The organism is Chitinophaga chungangae, assembly GCF_017742215.1.
Classification (GTDB): domain Bacteria; phylum Bacteroidota; class Bacteroidia; order Chitinophagales; family Chitinophagaceae; genus Chitinophaga; species Chitinophaga chungangae.
This window is the reverse complement of record NZ_JAGHKP010000005.1, coordinates 106,161-126,471: the sequence shown is the minus strand read 5'-3', so window position 1 is coordinate 126,471 and position 20,311 is coordinate 106,161. Positions and strand designations below refer to the sequence as shown.

Below are 20,311 nucleotides of genomic sequence, written 5' to 3'. Positions count from 1 at the left end.
TAAGTGCTTTTTATTAATAGATGACAAAAATAAGGGAAATTAAAGTTTTAGCCATTTCCGCAATTCGTTCATGGCCGCCACCACTGTCATGTCTGTGTTCCGCGAGCGGTCGTAGCGGAAGCGGTGCAGCGTTGTCCGGATATCGTTTTTCCCGCCAACGGCGATCCATACGGTGCCTACGGGCTTTTCTCCGCTGCCTCCGTCCGGCCCCATGATGCCGGAAACAGCCATCACGCAGTCTACGTTCAGCGTTTTTAAAGCGCCTTCCGCCATTTCGCGCACGGTTTGTTCGCTCACCGCGCCGTATTGCTCCAGCGTGGCGGCTTTCACGCCGAGCAGGTTCATTTTTGTTTCATTTGCGTAACTCACGACGCTGCCTTTGAAGTAGCGGGAACTGCCCGGCACGGCGGTGATCTGGCCGGCGATATTGCCGCCGGTGCAGCTTTCGGCGGTGCCGGCGGTCAGTCCTTTTTCGAGCAATATTTTCCCGAGTATCACGCCCATGGGCTCGTCGGCTTCGGCTACGGCAACGTCTGCCAGCAAGGATCTCAGTGTATCGAACGCTGTTTTCATTTCCGTGGCGGCGGAAGTTTTTCCGGGGGAAACCGAAGTGAGGCGCAGCTTCAGCAGGCCGTAACTGGGCAGGTACGCCAGTTTGATGTGCGGGGGCAAAGCGGCTTCGAAACCGGTGAGGCGTTCGGCCACGAAAGATTCGCCCATGCCGTAGGTAATGAGCGTATGATGCAGCAGCGTGGGCGTGGTGAAACGTTCCTGCAGCCGCGGGATCACTTCCGATTCCATCAGGCCTTTCATTTCATGCGGCACGCCGGGCATCGATACATAGATCTTCCCTTCCTTTTCGAACCACATGCCGGGCGCGGTGCCGCGCATGTTCTGCAATACCGTGCAGCTGTCCGGCACGAGCGCCTGCGCTACGTTCCGTTCGAGCACGGGCAGTTTGCGCGCTTCGAAAAAAGACATGAGGCGGGCGAGCGTGGGCTCGTCCTGCACCAGTTTGCCGCCGAAATAACCGAGCAGCACCGGTTTGGTAATGTCGTCTGCCGTAGGGCCGAGGCCGCCGGTGATCAGCACGATGTGCGACAGTTTCCCTTCTTCGTCCAGCGCGCGAACGATGGCCTCGCGGTCGTCTCCCACCGCTACGCGGCGCTGCACCCAGATGCCCGCATCGTTGAGCTGGCGGCCCATCCAGGCGGAATTGGTATCTACTGTCTGGCCTATCAGCAGCTCGTCGCCGATCGTGATAATGCTCGCTAAAATTTTTTCCATGATAAGATCTTGTGGGGCGGCGATGCCGATCTACTTCGCCGTTTTAAAATGCGGCTCCAGTTTTTCACGCAGGGCCTGCGGCATATTCATACGTGTTTTTGTTCTGGCGTCTATAAAAGCTAAGGTTACCGAGCCTACGTTCAGCAGTTCGCCTTTCTGGTTGTATAATTCGGAGTGGAACTGGATCTTATGGTTGGCGGGCAGTTCTTTTAGTATAGTCTTCACCGTTATTACGTCGTCGTAATACGCGGGGCGGAGGTATTTCACGTTCAGCTCCGCTACCGGCATGATCACGCCCTGTTCTTCCAGTTCGCGGTAAGTGAAGCCCAGCTGGCGGATGGCGTCGGTTCTTCCCACTTCGTAATACAGCGCGTAGTTCCCGTAGTAGAGATAGCCCATCTGGTCCGTTTCGCCGTACCGCACGCGTATATCGATCGTCGTTGTGTACATGGTCAGTCTTTAAAATGGATTGTAAATGTAGGGGATTTGGCAGGGATAAAAAAAGAGTTCCGTGCGCGGATGGCACGGAACTCCCTGGAAATGTATGTAAAAAGGTTATTTGCCGATGGCTGCGTCCAGCGAATATCTGCCGGGTCCGGTGCAGAGGATGGACACCCACATGCCGAGGAACATCACGGCGGCTTCTTTCTGCATCACGGGGTCGTTGCCATGGATCATAAAAACTATCACGCAAAAAAGAATGATCAGCGGAACGGTGGCCAGCCTTGTGAGCAGCCCCATCAGCACCAGCGCGCCACAGAAAAATTCGGCGAAGATGACGAGGATGAGCGACGGCGTTCTGCCGATACCCAAAGGATCTGAAAAGGTTTGGGCTTTCGACGCAAAATTCACGAGCTTGGGCCAGCCATGCATCATGATAAGCGCGCCGAACACCACGCGTTGCAGCAACAGGGCGAAATTCAGTGCTCCGCTGTTGACCTTGGAAGAGAGAAGTTTCATAGATGATATTTGGTTTGATTCTTGTTAAGTACTCCCGCATCGGGATCACTACTCAAATTTAGATATTCTTAATGCATATCAACATAAAATTCAAAATTAGCGAGGCATTTCCCGAAAACCAAAGGCCACATCCTGATAGTTATCCACATCCACAGTTTATCCACATAAGGTAGATAACCTGCGCAGGGCAAAACAGGCGGAAACGGTTATATTTGCCCGGTTTGCACCCCTTTTTTGATGCCAATTTTCAGACCCGGCGCCGGGATATTTCGAAAGCCGCAATGCGCGGCCACTGAAATATTTCCGGGGCTGAACCGTTTTTAAAAAATATTGTACGAAATAACATAAAAAGCATGAAGCTATTCACCAGAAAAAACTGCGCTTTTCCACGATTGCATGCGCTCCTGATCCTGGCGGGAATTACAGGGGCCACTGCCGCGTCCGCGCAGCAGACCCGCGTGTATACCGAGCCGGACAAAACTTTCAAAGAAGCGCAGCAACTCTACAAGGAAGGCAAATACGCCGTTTCCCAGCAACTTTTTAAACAAACCATCGACGGGATCGGGTATTTCAAAGAAACCAACCGCTCGCTGGTGAATACCGACGCACATTATTACTACGCCATGTGCGCCCTCAAGCTCGGCAACGACGATGCCGAGAAAAAAGCGCTGGAGTTCCTGAAATATTTCAACAACAGCGCCCGCGAACAAATGGTCAGCTTCCAGCTCGCAAGGTATTATTTCAACGCCAACAAACTCCAGGAAGCCATTCCCTATTACGAAAAAGCAAGTATCGACAATCTCTCCAACGAAGAGATCGCCGATATGAAATTCGAACTGGCCTACTGTTATTTCAACGTGAAGGATTTTGCGAAAGCCCAACCGCTGTTCGCTTCCATCAAGGATATCCAGAATAAATACTACATCCCGGCCAACTATTATTACGGCTTTATTTCCTATTACAACAAACAGTACGCGGCCGCGCTCAGCAGCTTCGACCGCGTGAAGAACGAACCGAAATACGCCACCGTAGTACCGTACTACATCGCCGAGATCCTGTACTTCCAGGGCAAACGCGACCAGGTGATCGCTTACGCCGAACCGCTTATCCGCAAAGGCAACATCTATTACGACGCGGAACTCAAACAGCTCGTGGGCCAGGCTTATTTTGAAAAGAAAGATTACCAGAAAGCGCTCCCTTACCTCGAAGAATTTAACGACAACGCGGATGAAGTGCGCAGGGAAGACGTTTACCAGCTGTCTTACGCCTACTACCAGACCGCCAATCTCGACAAAGCCATCGCGGGATTCAAACAATTGAGCAGCGAGAAGGATTCCCTGGGGCAGAACTCCATGTACCTGCTGGGCGACTGTTACCTGCGCACCGGCCAGAAAGCCAACGCACGCAACGCTTTCGCCTTCAGCGCCCGCAACAGCTCCAACGCCAGACAGCAGGAAATTTCCCGTTTTAATTACGGCAAACTTTCTTTCGAGCTCGGTTACCAGGACGCGGCCATCGCCGAGCTGACCAATTTCATGAACAATTATCCCCGCTCCGAGTACGCCCGCGAAGCCCGCGAGATACTCGTGCAATTGTTCGCCAACACCAACAATTACAAAGAAGCCATCGCCATACTGGAACAATTGCCGGAAAAAAGCCCGGCCGTGCTGAAAGCCTACCAGAAAGTGGCCTACGGCCGCGCCACGCAGCTGATCAACGACCAGCAGCTGGCCGAGGCAGACCGTTTGCTGGATATTTCGCTGGCCAATCCTTACGACAAAAACATCGTGCAGCTGGCGCAGTTCTGGAAAGCCGAAGTAGCACTGCGGCAGAACAATACAGACAAAGCGATCTCCGCGCTCCAGTCTTATTTCAGCACCGGCTCCGCCCCTGTTTCCGGCGAGGCCAACGTACAAACGGCCAGCTACAACATGGGTTACAGCCTGCTCAAAAAAGAACAGTACGCCAACGCGCTGCCTTATTTTGAAGCGGCCCAGCGCGCGAGCGGCCCCAATGCCGGGCGCATCAATACAGACGCATTGCTGCGCGCGGCCGATTGTCATTATATGCTGCGCAGCTTCCCCGAAGCCACCGCGCTGTACGACCGCATCATCGCCAACAACGATCCCGGGGCAGATTACGCCACTTACCAGAAAAGCATCATCCTCGGCATCCAGGGCAAACACAGCGAAAAGCTGAACCTGCTCAAACAGCTCGCCGCCAAGTATCCCAACTCCGGTTTCAACAACGACGCCGAAATGGAGATTGCAGACACTTACCTGAGCGACGAACGTTTCAGCGACGCCATTCCCCATCTTAAGAACATCCTTCAGAAAGCACCCGAAGGGCCCAATGCGCCGAAAGCATTGCTGAAGCTGGGGCTTGCGTATTTCAACACCGACCAGGGCAACACCGCGGTGGGTTATTTCAGGCAGGTGGTGGAAAAATTCCCCGCTTCCAACGAAGCCAATACCGCTTTGCAGAATATCCGCACTATTTATGTAGACCAGGGCAAAACAGACGATTATCTCGCCCTGCTGAAATCCACCGGCCGCTCTGTATCCGCCACCGCGGAAGATTCGCTGAGCTACGCCGCCGCGGAAACGCGCTTCAGCAGCGGGGATTATGCGGGCGCCATCACGGCGTTCGATACCTACCTGCAGAAATTCCCGGCCGGGCAGTTCGCCCTGCAGGCCAATTTCTATAAAGCCGAATGTCTTTACAACAAAAAAGACTACGCCGCCGCCCTGCCCGCTTATGAGTTCGTGCTCACCAAAGGCGCCAGTCCTTTCGCTGAAAGGGCCGCACTGCAGGCCGCTTACCTGAACTATTACCAGGTGAAGGATTATGAAAAAGCGCTGGGCTACTACCAGCAGCTGGAAAGCATGGCCACCACCAAAGACAATACCATGGCGGCTAAAAGAGGTTTATTGCGCAGTCATTACCAGCTGAAACACTGGGAAGAAGTAAGCCAGTTCGCCGAACAGCTGCTGTCTGCCACCAATATCAGCACAGACGATCAGATCATCGGGCACTTCTACCTCGGCAAGGCTCAGCAGGAAAAGCAGCAGTACAACGAAGCCATCGAAGAGTTTAAGATCGTGACGGGCCTTACCAAATCGGAAGTAGGCGCGGAAGCGCGGTACAACATCGCCAAGTGTTATCTTGATAAAAACGACCTGGCTGCCGCCGAAAAAGCCGGCTTCGACGTGATCAAGAATACTTCTTCCTACGAAACCTGGACAGCCAAAGCATACATCCTGCTGGGCGATGTATATCACCGCCAGAAAGATTATTTCAACGCCAAAGCCACCTTCCAGAGCATCGCGGAAAACTGCCCGATACCGGAGCTGAAAGCCGAAGCCAAAGAGAAGCTCGAAAAAGTGGAAGCGGAAGAAAAAGCAGGTTCTAAAATTAAATGATGACAAACATGAAGATCAGATATATCCTTGGTTTACTCGCACTGCCACTTGGCGCTTTCGCACAGAAAGATTCCCTGAAGCAGGAAACGATAGACATCATCAGCAAGTACCAGCCCAAGCTGCGCGACGCGGCCAAGCTGAACCTTACGGCCTCGCTGCCTTCGCTGGACACGGCGCGCCCGCGGCTCGGCTACCAGGTGCCCGCGCTGAACCTTTATTTCATGTACCAGCCCGTGCCCATCAAACCGCTGGCGCTCGGGAGAGACACTTCGGCCCTCAACCTGCAGAACAATTTCGTGAAGATCGGTTACGGCAATTACTCCACCCCGCTCATCCAGGCAGGGTTCGGCAGCGGCCGCAAAGACAAATACAACTTCGGGCTGGCCTTTAATTACATTTCTTCCAAAGGCGATATCGAAAACCAGGACTATTCCACCGTGAACGTACTGGCATCCGGCACGTACTTCTCGCCCCTGTTCGAGATCAACGGCAGCCTGGGTTACAACCGCAACCAGGTGCATTATTACGGGTACGATCATACTCAATATGAATTCGAAAAATCTGACGTAAACCAGGCGTTCAACGAAGTGATCGCCAAAGTGGGACTGAAAAACAGGCCGCAGAACGACTGGGCGTTCCGGTTCAACCCCCAGGCCGAGTTCGTGGTGTTCGGCGATTCGTATAAAAGAATGGAAAACACCTTCGTGCTGAAAGCGCCCATCCGTAAACAGCTTTTCGAAGACATCTGGATCAAGGTGGAAGGATTGGCCGACCTCAGCACGTTCAAAGAAGACAACAACGAGCAGATCAATAACAACTTGGCCGCGATCCACCCAGCGGTGGAGATCACCAAGCCCGGGTTTATGCTGCATGCCGGCGCCAACCCTACCTGGAGCAACGGCAAGTTTTACCTGCTGCCGGACATCGTGAACGAATCGCACCTGATCCGTAAAAAACTTATCCTCAGCAGCGGCTGGATCTCTTATATCGACAAGAACAACTTCCGCAACCTGGCGAACGAAAACCCGTTCATCAACACCTACCCGGCCGGCATCCTCAACACCCGCGTGGAAGAAAAGTATACCGGCATCAAAGGGACGCTGGGCAATCATTTCACTTACAACACCAAGTTCGGCGCCATCACCTGGCACAACCTGCCGCTGTTCGTGAACGATACCTCCACCGCCGACGGGAAAAAATTCGACATCCGGAACGAAGAGGAACTGAAGGCGTTCCAGCTGCATGCGGAAGTAGGGTATATCCAGGAAGAGAAATTCCAGGCCCGCGTAAGCGTGGACTGGTATAACTGGAACGACCAGGAAACCGAGCTGAAACCCTGGCACATGCTGCCTTTCAAAGCCACGCTGTTTGCCCAGTACTCTTTCGGCAAAAAATTCCACCTCAACGCCAATCTTTACACCCTGAGCGGCAGCTATTACGTGCTGCGCAACGGCGACTTCGGGAAAACCAAGCCGGCGCAGGACCTGAACGCGGGAGCGGTGTACAACATCGGTAAAAACTTCAACCTCTGGCTGAATGCCAATAACCTGCTCAGTTACAAGTACCAGCGCTGGTACGGGTACCAGAGCTATGGCCTGAATGTGGTAGGGGGTATCATGGTTAAGTTTTAATTGCGTAAACTTGCACTCAAAATCGACCCGGCCGTAATGCTACAGCAATATATCACAGAAGTGCTCTTCAAACAGCAGACCTGCTCGCTGCCGCAGGTGGGCACGTTCACCATCCAGCACATCCCGGCGCATTTTTCCGTGGTGGAACAGGTGTTGACGCCGCCCCGCCAGCAGGTGAGCTTTGAGACCCGCTGGGAAGACGATGGCTCCTGCCTTCACTGGATCTCCCAGAAAGAGAACCTGATCGAATCTGTGGCCAGCCTCAAGCTGGAAAAATACCTCCAGGAGTTCAGGGAAAACCTGCAGTCCGGCCAGCCAATAGACCTGCCGAACATCGGCTCCCTCCGCCTCGACCCGCTGGGCCAGGTACGTTTTACCGCGCAGGAGCTGCCCGATGCCTGGCAGCCGCTGGAACTGGCGCCCGTGCTGCGGCACGATGCGGCGCCCAAAGTGCTGCAAGGCACTACCGAAGTGGTGAACCAGGAGATCGTGGAATATACCGAAGCCGTGCTGGAAGATGAATCCCGCGGCCGCTTCCGCTGGTGGTGGGTGGTATTGCCCCTCGCGCTGATCGGCGCGGGCGCAGCCGCCTGGATATTCAAAGACCAGCTGATGCCGCAGGCCCCGGCCAATACAAGTCCCGAACCGGCAGCGGTTACTCCGCCCGTGCAGGATTCCCTGCCCGCCGTGGCCGAGCCTGTTGCGCCCCCGGTGAGCGACAGCATCAATTATTTCGTGGTGTTCCAGACCTTCAAAACCAAAGAGACCGCGGAAAAAAACCTCGCCAAAAGGATCTCCTGGGGTCATTCCGAGGTGGTGCTGTTTGCGTCTAAAGATTCCACGCTGTTCAACCTGGCCGTACCTTTCCGCAGCCTGCCGGCGGATACTGCCGCCGCGAAGGATTCCGTAGCGGAAAAATTCAAAATGCTGGTACACATCGCTTATTAACGAACGATCATAAAAAGAAAAGGCCGTCCCTTCATTACCAGGACGGCCTTTTTTTATGCTGCATATTTTTATTTGCCTGTAAGCTGCTCTACCACGATCTTCAGCCCGCTCTCAAAGCTATGGGGCTCAAAACCGAGCTCCCGTTCCGCTTTATCGATCACGAAGCCTGTTTTTGCCGGGCGTTGCGCCGGCTGCCGGAAACTGGACGCGTCTACCTTTTCGAAGAGCTTCTTATCCAGCTCCAGGTAATCCGCCACTTTTTCGGCCATATCGTAAGGGGTTAACATGTCTTTCCCGGAAAGGTGGAATACGCCTTCCGCTTTTTTATCGATGATAAGCCTGCAGCCTTCGGCGAGGTCCTGCACGAGGGTGGGCGTACGCCATTGGTCCACCACCACTTTGATCTTTTTCTTTTGTTCGAGGTTGGACTTTACCCAGCTGATGATGTTGCTTCGTCGCGGATCGTCTGCCACGCCGTACACCAGCACGGTGCGGGCGATGGCCCAGGGTATTTTCGCCTGTTTTACAATGCGTTCCGCGGCGGCTTTGCTGGCGCCGTAGTAGTTGACGGGGTTGACGGGATCGTCTTCCTGGTAAGGCCCGGCGAGGCCGTCGAATACAAAGTCGGTGCTGAGGAAAAGGAAAAACGAACCGGCTTTTTCAGCGCCCTGCAAAAGGGAGCGGGTGGCGGTCACGTTCGCCATCCAGCAGGAATCCTTGTTGCGTTCACAATCGTCTGCCTGCGTCATGGCCGCGGCATGTACGATCGCATCGGGCTTGTGGCGGTCCACCAGGCCTTTTACAGCCGCTTCGTCCGCCAGGTTCACGGATTCGTAGGTATACCCTTCTTTCATCCGCAGGCGGTTAGGCCCCCTGCCGGTTGCAATCACATCGTAATCCGGGTTTCCGGCCAGCCTTTGTACCAGGTATTGTCCGAGGAGACCATTGCTCCCTGTGATTAAAACTTTCATCATGTTAATATACTAAAACGCCGCGTAACATGGAGTATTACGCGGCGTTTATCGGTAAAGTTTATGCTTACATTTTTTTGCCCACATTCACCGCATTGAAATTCATGCCCAGGTTGAACATGGTGAACGACCAAACGTCTGCCGCCTCGTCGATCAGTTTAGACGTAGGTTTGCCCGCGCCATGGCCCGCCTGCGTTTCCACGCGGATCAGTACCGGGTTGTCGCCCGCATGCGCTTCCTGCAGCGCGGAGGCGAACTTGAAGGAGTGCGCCGGCACCACGCGGTCGTCGTGATCGGCCGTGGTAACCAGCGTAGCCGGGTAATGCGTACCTTTTTTCAGGTTATGCAGCGGGGAATACTTCACCAGGTAATCGAACTGCTCGGGTTTGTCGCTGCTGCCGTATTCCGTTACCCAGGCCCAGCCGATGGTGAACTTCTGGAAACGGAGCATGTCCATCACGCCAACTGCGGGCAGCGCTACCTTGAACAGTTCGGGCCGCTGCGTCATGGCCGCGCCTACCAGCAGGCCACCGTTGGAACCGCCGCGGATGGCAAGTTTCGCCGGGCTGGTGTATTTTTCTTTGATCAGGTATTCAGCCGCGCCGGTAAAGTCGTCGAACACGTTCTGTTTCTTTTCCAGCATGCCCGCTTTATGCCATTCTTCGCCGTATTCGCTGCCGCCGCGCAGGTTCACCACCGCGTAAATACCGCCCTGCTCCATAAAGAAGAGGTTGGATACGGAGAAACCGGGCGTCATCGGGATGTTGAAACCGCCATAGCCGTAGAGCAGCGTGGGGTTCTGGCCGTTCATTTTAATGCCTTTTTTGTAAGACAGGAAGATGGGCACTTTGGTGCCGTCTTTACTGGTAAAGAACACCTGTCTGGTTTCGTAATCGGCCGGGTTGAATTTCACCTCGGTTTTGCGGAACACTTCGGATTTCCCACTCCGGATATCGTATTTGTAAATAGTGGGAGGCGCTACGAAAGAGGTGAAGGTATAGAACAGGATATTGTCTTCCTTCTTACCGCCAAAACCGCCGGCAGAGCCGATCCCCGGCAAAGCAATGTTCTTTTCGAGTTTGCCGTCCACGCTGTATTGCACGATGCGGGTGGATGCGTCTTTCAGGTAGCTGGCGAACAATTTGCCGCCGGCCGTGCCCACACCCTGCAGCACTTCTTTTTGTTCGGGAATGATAACTTTCCAGTTTTCCTTCGCCGGGTTCTTCGGGTCTATCAGCACCAGCTTGTAATTGGGCGCGTCGTGGTTGGTGAGCAGCAGCAGTTTGTCGCCCACGTTTTCCACTACAGACGGCTCGTACGCAAAACCTTTCACCAGCAGTTTAAAACCGGTCTGCGAAGGGTCCTGCAGGTCGCGGTAATACAGTTCGTTGCCGCTGGTGCCTTCGGTAGTGCTGAGGATGAGGAAACGCTCGTCTTCCGTGAGGCCCACGCCTGCATTGCGCAGCGGGTGCTCTTTATCCACGTAGATCAGCTCGTCCTCCTCCTGCGCGGTGCCTACTTTGTGATAATATACTTTATGGAACTCGTTCTTTTTGGAGAGTTTGCTTTTTTCGTCCGGTGCGTCGTAACGGCTGTAATAAAAGCCGTCGCCTTTCCAGGAAAGGCCGGAGAATTTGATCCAGTCGAGGTTATCGCTGAGCAGCTGTTTGCTGGCTACGTCCATCACGAAACCTTCCTGCCAGTCCGAGCCGGCTTTGGCGATGAGGTACGCGCAATATTTGCCGTCTTTGGAAAAACTGAGCGAGCCGAGGGCGGCGGTTCCTTTATCGGAGAGTTTATTCGGGTCGATGAACACTTCGGGCGTACCGTTGAGGCCTTCCTGGCGGTACAGCACGGCCTGGTTCTGCAGGCCGTCGTTTTTATAGAAATAATAATATTTGCCTTCGCGGAAGGGAGTGCCGTAGCGGGGGTAGTTCCAGAGCTCTTCCAGCCGTTGTTTCACCTGGGGGCGGAAAGGGATGGAAGCGAGGTAGTTCTGGGTAACGGCGTTCTGCGCGTCCACCCAGCTTTTGGTGTCCGCGCTGTTGTCGTCTTCCAGCCAGCGGTACGGATCGGCGATCTTTTTGCCGTGATAGGTATCAACAGTATCTACTTTCCTGGTAAGGGGATAAGTGATCGGGGCTTGTTGCGCAGCCACCGTTCCGGTAGTAATCGACATCAAAACACCCATGGCCACATGTTTATGGTTTAATTTTGTCATACATATATTTTTTAAAAAAAGTTGGGCATTTATTTGATTAAAATTAAAAATTTAGGTTAATTCATCGAATAATGATAGGAAACTATTTAAAAATGTTAATTTTGTGCGCCTTTTAAAGGGGCGTCTACTGAGCAATATTACTATGAAATGACCATTCCATGTGGCATTGACGGAAAATATTAAGATTACACATGAAATAACATTCCATGTGGCATTATTGAAGACATTAATTATCACATGAAAAAAGTGAACAACATCGCGGTTCTTACTTCCGGAGGCGATGCCCCGGGGATGAACGCAGCCATAAGGGCGGTAGTAAGGACGGGAATTTACCATCATTTGAACGTGTTCGGCGTGATGTATGGCTACAAAGGGATGTTGACCGGTGAGATCTTTCCTATGGAATCCAAATCTGTCGCCAACATTATCCAGCGTGGCGGCACGGTTTTGAAAACGGCGCGCTGCAAGGAATTTTACGAAGCCGACGGCAGGAAAAAAGCTTATGAGAACCTGAAGAAATTCGGGATCGACGGGCTGGTCGTGATCGGCGGCGACGGTTCTTTCAAAGGCGCGCAGAAATTCAGCCAGGAATTTGATATCCCCTGCATCGGTTTACCGGGCACTATCGATAAAGACATTGCTGGTACCGATTTCACCATCGGGTTCGACACTGCGGTGAACACCGCCGTGGAAGCCATCGACAAGATCCGCGACACGGCGGATGCGCACGACCGCCTTTTTATCATCGAAGTAATGGGCCGCGACGCGGGATATATCGGCCTGCACAGCGGTATTGCCACCGGTGCGGAGCACATCCTCATCCCCGAGCGTAAAACCAATATCGACGATGTGATCGACGACCTCCAGGCCAACGAGCGCCGCCAGAAAATGGTGAACCTCATCGTAGTGGCAGAAGGCGACGAATTCGGCGGCGCCAACGAAGTAGCCCGTCACGTACAGGAAAGAATGCCCCAGCTGGATACGCGCGTATGTATCCTGGGCCATATCCAGCGCGGGGGAACACCCACCACGATGGACAGGCTGCTGGCCAGCAGGATGGGTTATGCCGCGGTAGATGCCCTCATCACCGGCACCTCCAACGTCATGATCGGTATCGTGAATAATAAAATACAATATACTCCGCTCGACAAGGCCGTAAAAGCCAAACAAAAAATCGACCCGGAATGGTTTAAGATCGTCAAAATTCTTGCGAGTTAAATAAACGTCTATGAGTACAAAAGATCTGTCCAAATACTTTCATAAGGAAATGGACAACGATGCCGGAGCGGCGCATGCGAAGCAGAAAACCAAGATCGTAGCCACGGTTGGCCCTGCTTCTGATACCTATGAGAAATTATTGGAACTCGTACAGGCCGGGGTGAACGTATTCCGCCTGAACTTTTCCCATGGGAGCCATGAAGATAAACTGCGGATCATCAACTACATCCGCCAGATCAATAAAACGGAGCCTTACAACATCGCCATCCTGGCCGATCTGCAAGGCCCGAAACTGCGCGTGGGCGAGATCGAGAACAACGCCCTTCCGCTGAAAACAGGAGACATCCTCACTTTTACCACCGAAAAATGCGTGGGAACCATGGAAAAGATCTACGTATCTTACCATGACCTCCACAAAGACGTTCGTCCCGGCCAGAAGATCCTGCTGGACGACGGCAAGATCGAAACCGTGGTAAAAGAGATCACGCCCGACCACCTCATCAAGGCGGAAGTACTGCTGGGCGGGGTTTTGTCTTCCAAAAAAGGCTTCAACCTTCCCGATACCAAAGTATCTCTCCCGGCGCTGACCGTGAAAGACGAGGAAGACCTGGAATTTATCATCGACCATGAATGCGACTGGGTGGCGCTGTCTTTCGTGCGTAACGTAAAAGACCTCGGACTGCTGCGCAAACGCCTGAAAGAGCGTAATTCCAAAATGAAGATCATTTCCAAGATCGAAAAACCCGAAGCGATCCAGAACCTGAAAGAGATCATCTGGGAAAGCGACGGCGTAATGATCGCCCGCGGCGACCTGGGCGTGGAGCTGCCCGTAGAGCAGATCCCCATGATCCAGAAAGACATTATCCGCAAATGTATCCACCGCGCGAAACCCGTGATCGTGGCCACGCAGATGATGGAATCGATGATAGACCGCACACGCCCCAACCGCAGCGAGATCACCGACGTGGCGAACGCTGTGCTGGAAGGCGCCGATGCGGTAATGCTGAGCGGCGAAACCGCCACCGGCAACCATCCTACCCTCGTGATCCAGACCATGCGCAAGATCATCGGCGAAGTGGAAAAAGAAAGCATCATCTACAACCGCAACCTGATCCCCCACCGCCACTCCCCCACCTTCCTGAGCGACGCGCTTTGTTACAATGCGTGCAAGATCGCGGAAGACCTGGAATCCGATGCGCTGATCGGGATGACGCAGAGCGGTTACACCGGTTTCATGCTTTCCAGCTACCGCCCGAAATCGCCGCTGTTCATCTTCACGAAAGAAAAAACGCTGGTGAACCAGCTGAGCCTGAGCTGGGGCGTACGCGCCTTCTACTATGGCGAAGAAGAAAGCCTCGACGATATCATCTCCGACCAGATCAACATCCTGAAGGAAAGAGGTTTCGTGAAAACGAACGACGTGGTGGTAAACACCGGCAGCACGCCCGTTAAACTGCACCTGCCCACCAACATGCTGAAGATCACAAGAGTGCCAGAATAAGGCAGATCATATTTTTTTCAACGAAGCCGGTACATCGCTGTACCGGCTTTTTGTTTTGGGAGCATTCCCGCAAAATGGGAGCGCTCCCACTCCTTTTCCTTCCGCAGCCGTTCGGCGAATTTTCATGAAGTTGTTATTTTGAGCAATGCGTCCATTCATCCTTCTTTTCATACTGTTATCGTACCTAACGCCGCAAGTGCATGCGCAGCGCGTGCTTCATTTCAAAGCCCCCAACGGTAAACTTTCCGCCAGATTGTCCGTCAGCAATGGCAACCTCTTTTGGTCTTTTTCTGCAGGCAAAAAACCGCTCATTGCGCCTTCTCCCGCCGGCGTGCGGCTTTTTGCCGGGGTGTTGGGGGAAAACGTCACCGCCATTGACATTTCGCGGGAAACGTCCGTTCAAAACAGCCGCCTGTACGAGGTTACGGTGAAAGGAACACATCAAACGTTCCGGATGGAATTCCGCTTGTTCAACGACGGCTGCGCTTTCCGTTACCGCTTTCCCGGCGAAGGCGTGTTAAACGTCAAAGAAGAACGCACATCATTTACGTTGCCCGCATCGTCGCGCGTGTGGTTCTTTGAGAGGAACAGCGCCTGGAAACTGAAATCTTATGCGGGATGGTGGATGCATACCACGGTAGACAGCCTGCCGGTTATTTCCTCATCCGGCCCGGTGCAGGGCAAACCGCTGGTGATACAGCTTACGGATAAAAGTTATATGGCCATTTCTGAAGCCGCACTGTACGATTACAGCGGCATGCGGCTGGAAGCGAAAGGCGACCGCCTTGTACAGGTGAATTTCACGGAAGGGAACAATGGTTTTGAAGTGCGAGGCGGCCGGTATTCTCCCTGGCGGATAGTGATGTACGCGGAAGACCTGAACAGCCTCGTGAACAACGGGATGATCGCCGCGCTGGCGCCTCCCGCGGATACCTCTTTGTATGCAGACCGCTCCTGGGTCCGCCCCGGCAAAAGCGTTTGGAGCTGGATCACGCGGAAGGAAAATTACATGCAGCCCGATGAGGAAAAACGGTTCATCGACGCCGCGTCTGCCCTGCATTTCGAATATACTTTGCTGGACGAAGGCTGGGAAACCGTATGGCCGGACAAGTGGGCGCAGCTGAAAGAGATCTGCCGCTACGCAGCGGAAAAAAACGTGAAAGTATGGGTCTGGCGCGATTCCAAATGGCTGCGCGAGCCCGCGCAGCGCAACGGTTTCCTGGACAGCCTGGTATTTTGCGGCGTAGCGGGCGTTAAAACCGATTTTATGAACAGCGAAGCAAAAGCGCTGGTGGATTTTGAGATTGATTTCCTCAAAGCCGCCGCCGCCCGCCGCCTGATGGTTAACTTCCACGGGTGCCACGCCCCTACAGGCGAAAACATCACCTATCCCAATGAAATGACCAGGGAAGGCATCCGCGGCATGGAACTGAATAACATGAACGAGCCGATCCCCGCCTGGCACAATGCGGCCTTGCCTTTCACGCGTTTCCTCTGCGGGCATGGCGATTATACGCCGGGTTTCTTTTCGAACAAAGGCAACACCACTTATACGCACCAGCTGGCGCTGCTTTACCTTTTTAATTCTCCCTTCCAATGTATGGCGGAAAACCCCGTAACCGTCATAAACGATCCGCTGTATGCGCCGGTAATACCGCTGCTGCAAACGCTCCCCGTTACCTGGGACGAAACGATCTCGCTCGAAGGAAGTGAAATAGGCAAGCTGGCAGCGCTGGCAAAAAGAAAAGGGAAAGACTGGTATGTGGCGGTGATCAACGGAACGGAGCAGCCGCAGGCGTTCACCCTCCGCCCCGTTTTCCTGGGCCGCAAAAACTATGCGGCCCTCGTGGTAAGCGACGGCGAAGGGTTTGCGGTTCAAAAGAAAAACATAAAGGCTTCAGCCGCGGAAAAGTTCACGCTTCCGCCAACGGGCGGCCTGGTAATACGGATCAGGGAAGAACAATGATCTAACTTTTGCCTGCCAGCAACAGCTGTAATTTGAGCGAGATCGCATTTTCCATTTCATCGGGAATCGCCGACGCATCGTCGTCTATGGCAGTAAATTCCATCGTGCTATCGTCCCACGCGAATATGTGATCCGGCCCGCCGTTATAGCTGATCGTAAACCGGGTTTCGTCATTGAACCGGAAAGGCGTTGCTTTCACTATATAAGGCACCTGGTGCAGCAGCATATCGAATGTTGTTGTTTCCATGTCTTTTTTCCCCAACATGGCACAAAAATCAAGCCTCCGCTACGGATGTTTATAATTGAAGCTGCGCCTGTTTCCTGTAAGTAAAAGCGTAGATCAGCACAGCCATGCACGTCATGACCAGCCCTGCGATGCAAACGCCCGTCCATTTCGCCGCGTCCCACACCCAAAGGCCGATCCCGGAGCCGAGCGAAGTGCCGATAAAGCTCACCGTCATAAAAACCGTGTTCATCCGGTTGCGCGCTTCCGGCAACTGGGAGTAAATGCGGGTCTGGTTAGACACGTGCACACCCTGCAAACCGAGGTCCAGCAGCACGATGCCGGCGATGATGCCGGTGAGCGAATTGCGGAAGATCCAGAACACGACGTAACTCAGCAGGATCATCGTTACCCCGTAACCGATCGCGATGCGCGGGTTCTTTTTGTCCGCTATCCTTCCCACGAGCGGCGCGCCCAAAGCGCCCGCGGCCGCGGCAAGGCCCATCAGGCCGATGATATCGCTTCCGAAATTATAAGGAGGATTTGCCAGCAGGAACACCGAAGTGGTCCAGAACAGCCCGAAAACCGCGAATACGCACGCATTGATGGCCGAGGCCTCCCGCAGCAGCGGCTGCTCTTTCACCAGCACGAGCACCGATCGCATCAGCGCGCCGTAACTCCCGGTAAACGCGGGCTTGCTTTTCGGAAACGAAAAAAACATGATCGCCATCATCAGGAAAGACAATGCGCCCGCGATCCAGAACATCGCGCGCCAGCCCAGGTGCTCGCCGATAATGCCGCTCACCGTTCTCGACAACAAAATGCCGATCAGCAGCCCGCTCATGATCACGCCGATCACTTTTCCCCTTTTTTCCGGCGCCGACAGCGAAGCCGCCAGCGGCAATATCAGCTGCGGCACAATGGAAGTGAACCCGATCACGAAACCCGTTACTTTCAGCATCCCGATGTTAACGGAAAGCGCCGCCGCCACCAGCGAAGCTACCGCCAGACCGGTCATTACCAGTATCTGCCCGCGCCGCTCCAGCTTGTCGCCCAGCGGCACGCAGAGCAACAGCCCCATTGCATACCCGATCTGTGTAAAAAATGTGACCTGCCCCGCGTTGGATTCGGAAACGTTGAAGTCCCTGCTGATGAGCGCCAGCAAAGGTTGCGCGTAATATATGTTCGCGACGATAAGGCCCGTGCATAAGGCCATCACGGCAATGTTCAGCTTGCTTAAAGACATGTTTCCCGTTGTTTCGGCTGCAAAGTTAACGGTTTTGCGACAAGTGCCGCCACGCGCAAAATTCCTTAACTTTATAACATGACGTTCAAGAGTATTTACCCCTACACGCAGGAAACCATTGCTGAATATGCCGCGCATACGCCGGAAGAGATCGAAAAGAAAATGCAGGCCGGCTGGAAGGCGTTTGCCTCGCTGCGTCATGAAAGCCTGCAGCGCCGCTGCGACTGGATGCTGCGCGTGGCGGAATTGCTGAAGAACAATGCCACGGAACACGCCACCATCATTTCGAAAGAAATGGGCAAAACCCTGAAAGAAGCGAAGGCCGAAGTGCTGAAATGTGCTACCACCGCCGAATATTACGCCGCCAACATCGCGCCGCTGCTGGAGCCCCGCCCCATCGAATCGGATGGTAAAAAAAGTTACGCCGCGTTTGAGCCCAAAGGCATCGTACTGGCCATCATGCCCTGGAATTTCCCTTACTGGCAGGTGTTCCGCTTCGCCATACCGAACCTGCTGGCAGGTAATGCCGCCATACTGAAACATGCCAGCAATGTAAGCGGCTGCGGGCTGGCTATCGAAAAACTGTTCCTGGAAGCGGGTTTCCCCGAAGGCGCATTTCAAACCGTGCTGGTATCGTCTAAAGACATGGAGCCGCTGATCGCAGACAGCCGAGTGCAGGGCGTTACGCTCACGGGCAGCACGCCGGCGGGCATGAGCGTCGCGGCGCTGGCAGGCAAATACATCAAAAAAACCGTGCTGGAACTGGGCGGCAGCGACCCGTTCATCGTGCTGAAAGACGCCAACCTTGCCGAAGCGGCCAAAACCGCCGTCAAGGCGCGTATGCAGAATGCAGGACAAAGCTGCATCGCCGCAAAAAGATGGATCGTGGAAAAAAACATCGCGGAAGACTTCACGCAGCAGGTGCAATCCGTCATCACTTCGCTGCGCCAGGGCGATCCCTTTCGGGCGGATACTGATACCGGCCCCATGGCCCGGCCGGACCTGGCGGAAGAACTTTCCTCGCAGATGGAACGTTCCATCGCCCAGGGCGCGCAATTGCTCGCGGGCGGCGAACGCGAGGGCTGCAATTTTATCCCCGCATTGCTCACCGGCGTAAAACCCGGCATGCCCGCGTTCGACGAAGAAACTTTCGGGCCGCTGGCCGTTATTATCACGGCTAACGACGAAGCCTCCGCCATCCGTCTCGCCAATCAAACGCCATTCGGCCTCGGCGCCGCGCTCTGGACGAAAGACATTGAAAAGGCCGCCCGCCTCGCTTCTCTTATCGAAAGCGGCAACGTGTTCATCAACGCCATGGTACGGTCAGACGCCAGGCTTCCCTTCGGCGGCATCAAACAATCCGGTTACGGCCGCGAATTGAGCGTGGAAGGAGTGCATGAATTCATGAATATCAAGACGGTGTATATCCAGTAAAGCTACTTTTTGATTTTTCTCGCAGGCGCCACATCCACCACCGGCGGATGGGCATAGTCGTTCCAATAAGCCTCCGCCTGCTCGGCCGTGAGGTCGCCGTCGTAAGTGATCACGCGGTATTGCTGAAGATATTGTTTACCCGGCTCCAACGTCCAGGATTTGTCTTTGGTTGGGCTGAACTCGGCGAACACCTGCCCGTGCTGATCCTTCTCGGGCCAAACGCGCAGCGGCTGCGGCGAGTTGAAGTTTTGCGGGGAAGATAAAACGAGGATGCCGCCTTTACCGCCTTTCAATTCGCCGGTAATTTTGAACCAGCGGGCATGCGTCATATCGCCGTCTTTGCGGGTCTTCCCTTCCGAAGTCAGCACCGCGCTGTTCTCATTGTTCCATTCTTCGGCCCCTCTTATCGAAAACCCGCCTCCATAGCGGTATTCCTTCAAAGTGATCGGCGAACCCGTACCGCAGGCCATCGTGGAATTGTAATCCCATATCTGTACGTCTTTCGTGGCGCCGTAAGCGCTTACTTCCAGTTCTTCTTTGATAGCCGTTTTATCAGGGCCGCCTTTTCCGAACACGATATGGTCCTGTACCTGTAAAAAGCCGCCCCAAACCGGGCCGGACACGCTGTAATTGCGGTCGCTTTCAAAATTCACGCGCACGGTGCCCTGTTTTTTGGAAAGGTTCCAGAAATCGACCTCCTGGCCTTCGAATTCCGTATCCGTCCAGGGGTTCCAAATGCCGTAGTGGTGGTAGTGGTCTTTGGGCTGGATGTTGGTGAGCACTTTTCCGCCCGGGGTATACGCGGGATGGATAAAACCGCCTCTGCGAAAAGCCGTGTCCACACCGGGAGGCACGTCTTTGATCGCCGCCTGGTAAAACAGCACCGGCTTGCGGCCGCGTTTCACCGTAAAACCCTCCGCTGAATTATCGACGGTTACTGCATCGTCCGGGTTCGCCGGCGCATCGTCTTTCCCGTTCTTCCACAACTCGAACACGCGGCGCTGCCCGGCTTGCAGATCATCGCCCAGCGGCCATACGAACCTCCCGTTGCTCACCTGCACGGGCACGGGTGTTTTGCTGTCGCCGTTCACGAGGTACAGCTGGTATACATCGCCCTTTTGCGCTTCGCCGGGCACGGAAATGATGGTATTGTGACGGGCGTATTTCCCGGCTTTCACCGTGTAACGGGCTTGCAGCTGCGCATTGGCCGTCATGGCAAAAAAAATGAGCGTGATAAAACAGGCATAACGCGGGTAGTTCATATGGACTATTTGTAATGAACG

Annotated in this window: 15 protein-coding genes; 7 read left to right on the top strand and 8 right to left on the bottom strand. The window is 54.1% G+C overall.

Features of this window, described 5'->3' with window-relative positions; translation table 11 throughout:
* Window positions 1–39: 39 nt before the first annotated feature.
* The 3 genes from J7I43_RS23830 to J7I43_RS23820 form a co-directional block, all read right to left on the bottom strand.
* Complete coding sequence (locus J7I43_RS23830) at window positions 40–1,287, bottom strand: CinA family nicotinamide mononucleotide deamidase-related protein (RefSeq protein WP_209148506.1); 1,248 nt, start codon at window positions 1,285–1,287, stop codon at window positions 40–42.
* Between the two features lie 30 nt (window positions 1,288–1,317).
* A complete protein-coding gene (locus J7I43_RS23825) occupies window positions 1,318–1,737 on the bottom strand; it encodes an acyl-CoA thioesterase (RefSeq protein WP_209148505.1) in 420 nt (139 codons plus the stop codon).
* 105 nt (window positions 1,738–1,842) lie between these two features.
* Entirely contained in the window at window positions 1,843–2,247 is a 405-nt protein-coding gene (locus J7I43_RS23820; protein ID WP_209148504.1) for a DoxX family protein, read from the bottom strand.
* A gap of 353 nt (window positions 2,248–2,600) precedes the next feature.
* Here J7I43_RS23820 and J7I43_RS23815 point away from each other — a divergent pair, with 353 nt between their 5' ends.
* The 3 genes from J7I43_RS23815 to J7I43_RS23805 are packed head-to-tail and all read left to right on the top strand — an operon-like array spanning window position 2,601 to window position 8,248.
* Complete coding sequence (locus J7I43_RS23815; RefSeq protein ID WP_209148503.1) at window positions 2,601–5,669, top strand: tetratricopeptide repeat protein; 3,069 nt, start codon at window positions 2,601–2,603, stop codon at window positions 5,667–5,669.
* Between the two features lie 8 nt (window positions 5,670–5,677).
* Window positions 5,678–7,300 carry a hypothetical protein gene (locus tag J7I43_RS23810; RefSeq protein WP_209148502.1) on the top strand — a complete coding sequence of 541 codons (1,623 nt, stop codon included), beginning with the start codon at window positions 5,678–5,680 and terminating at the stop codon, window positions 7,298–7,300.
* Between the two features lie 36 nt (window positions 7,301–7,336).
* Window positions 7,337–8,248: an HU domain-containing protein gene (locus tag J7I43_RS23805; RefSeq protein ID WP_209148501.1), complete on the top strand. Its 912-nt coding sequence runs from the start codon at window positions 7,337–7,339 to the stop codon at window positions 8,246–8,248.
* A gap of 68 nt (window positions 8,249–8,316) precedes the next feature.
* On the opposite strand, the gene J7I43_RS23800 is transcribed toward J7I43_RS23805, so the two are convergent.
* Entirely contained in the window at window positions 8,317–9,222 is a 906-nt protein-coding gene (locus tag J7I43_RS23800) for an SDR family oxidoreductase (protein WP_209148500.1), read from the bottom strand.
* Window positions 9,223–9,286: 64 nt separating this feature from the next.
* Window positions 9,287–11,440: a prolyl oligopeptidase family serine peptidase gene (locus J7I43_RS23795; RefSeq protein WP_209148499.1), complete on the bottom strand. Its 2,154-nt coding sequence runs from the start codon at window positions 11,438–11,440 to the stop codon at window positions 9,287–9,289.
* Window positions 11,441–11,677: 237 nt separating this feature from the next.
* Between J7I43_RS23795 and pfkA the strand changes: the two genes are divergently transcribed.
* From pfkA to J7I43_RS23780, 3 genes are all read left to right on the top strand, one after another.
* Window positions 11,678–12,658 carry a 6-phosphofructokinase gene (gene pfkA / locus J7I43_RS23790; RefSeq protein ID WP_236023467.1) on the top strand — a complete coding sequence of 327 codons (981 nt, stop codon included), beginning with the start codon at window positions 11,678–11,680 and terminating at the stop codon, window positions 12,656–12,658.
* Between the two features lie 10 nt (window positions 12,659–12,668).
* Complete coding sequence (pyk, locus tag J7I43_RS23785) at window positions 12,669–14,159, top strand: pyruvate kinase (RefSeq protein ID WP_209148498.1); 1,491 nt, start codon at window positions 12,669–12,671, stop codon at window positions 14,157–14,159.
* A gap of 145 nt (window positions 14,160–14,304) precedes the next feature.
* Window positions 14,305–16,125: a glycoside hydrolase family 97 protein gene (locus J7I43_RS23780; RefSeq protein ID WP_209148497.1), complete on the top strand. Its 1,821-nt coding sequence runs from the start codon at window positions 14,305–14,307 to the stop codon at window positions 16,123–16,125.
* Between the two features lies 1 nt (window position 16,126).
* On the opposite strand, the gene J7I43_RS23775 is transcribed toward J7I43_RS23780, so the two are convergent.
* Together J7I43_RS23775 and J7I43_RS23770 are read right to left on the bottom strand one after the other, a co-directional pair.
* On the bottom strand, window positions 16,127–16,372 hold the full coding sequence (locus J7I43_RS23775; protein ID WP_209148496.1) for a hypothetical protein: 246 nt from the start codon (window positions 16,370–16,372) through the stop codon (window positions 16,127–16,129).
* 49 nt (window positions 16,373–16,421) lie between these two features.
* The gene (locus J7I43_RS23770) at window positions 16,422–17,594 is read right to left on the bottom strand and encodes an MFS transporter (RefSeq protein ID WP_209148495.1); all 1,173 of its coding nucleotides are present in this window, start codon (window positions 17,592–17,594) and stop codon (window positions 16,422–16,424) included.
* A gap of 78 nt (window positions 17,595–17,672) precedes the next feature.
* On the opposite strand from J7I43_RS23770, the gene J7I43_RS23765 reads away from it, so the two are divergent.
* Complete coding sequence (locus tag J7I43_RS23765; RefSeq protein ID WP_209148494.1) at window positions 17,673–19,028, top strand: NAD-dependent succinate-semialdehyde dehydrogenase; 1,356 nt, start codon at window positions 17,673–17,675, stop codon at window positions 19,026–19,028.
* Window positions 19,029–19,030: 2 nt separating this feature from the next.
* Here J7I43_RS23765 and J7I43_RS23760 read toward each other — a convergent pair whose 3' ends face one another.
* Window positions 19,031–20,290 (bottom strand): DUF6807 domain-containing protein, encoded by a 1,260-nt coding sequence (locus J7I43_RS23760; RefSeq protein WP_209148493.1) that lies wholly within the window; start codon window positions 20,288–20,290, stop codon window positions 19,031–19,033.
* Window positions 20,291–20,311 lie beyond the last annotated feature (21 nt).

Excerpts from the sequence above, each read along its gene's own strand:
- J7I43_RS23795 (WP_209148499.1), bottom strand. The coding sequence starts at position 11,440 with ATGACAAAATTAAACCATAAACATGTGGCCATGGGTGTTTTGATGTCG.
- J7I43_RS23825 (WP_209148505.1), bottom strand. The coding sequence starts at position 1,737 with ATGTACACAACGACGATCGATATACGCGTGCGGTACGGCGAAACGGAC.
- pyk (WP_209148498.1), top strand. The coding sequence starts at position 12,669 with ATGAGTACAAAAGATCTGTCCAAATACTTTCATAAGGAAATGGACAAC.
- J7I43_RS23780 (WP_209148497.1), top strand. The coding sequence starts at position 14,305 with ATGCGTCCATTCATCCTTCTTTTCATACTGTTATCGTACCTAACGCCG.
- J7I43_RS23770 (WP_209148495.1), bottom strand. The coding sequence starts at position 17,594 with ATGTCTTTAAGCAAGCTGAACATTGCCGTGATGGCCTTATGCACGGGC.
- J7I43_RS23815 (WP_209148503.1), top strand. The coding sequence starts at position 2,601 with ATGAAGCTATTCACCAGAAAAAACTGCGCTTTTCCACGATTGCATGCG.
- J7I43_RS23810 (WP_209148502.1), top strand. The coding sequence starts at position 5,678 with ATGAAGATCAGATATATCCTTGGTTTACTCGCACTGCCACTTGGCGCT.
- J7I43_RS23760 (WP_209148493.1), bottom strand. The coding sequence starts at position 20,290 with ATGAACTACCCGCGTTATGCCTGTTTTATCACGCTCATTTTTTTTGCC.
- J7I43_RS23775 (WP_209148496.1), bottom strand. The coding sequence starts at position 16,372 with ATGGAAACAACAACATTCGATATGCTGCTGCACCAGGTGCCTTATATA.
- J7I43_RS23805 (WP_209148501.1), top strand. The coding sequence starts at position 7,337 with ATGCTACAGCAATATATCACAGAAGTGCTCTTCAAACAGCAGACCTGC.
- J7I43_RS23800 (WP_209148500.1), bottom strand. The coding sequence starts at position 9,222 with ATGATGAAAGTTTTAATCACAGGGAGCAATGGTCTCCTCGGACAATAC.
- J7I43_RS23765 (WP_209148494.1), top strand. The coding sequence starts at position 17,673 with ATGACGTTCAAGAGTATTTACCCCTACACGCAGGAAACCATTGCTGAA.
- J7I43_RS23820 (WP_209148504.1), bottom strand. The coding sequence starts at position 2,247 with ATGAAACTTCTCTCTTCCAAGGTCAACAGCGGAGCACTGAATTTCGCC.
- pfkA (WP_236023467.1), top strand. The coding sequence starts at position 11,678 with ATGAAAAAAGTGAACAACATCGCGGTTCTTACTTCCGGAGGCGATGCC.
- J7I43_RS23830 (WP_209148506.1), bottom strand. The coding sequence starts at position 1,287 with ATGGAAAAAATTTTAGCGAGCATTATCACGATCGGCGACGAGCTGCTG.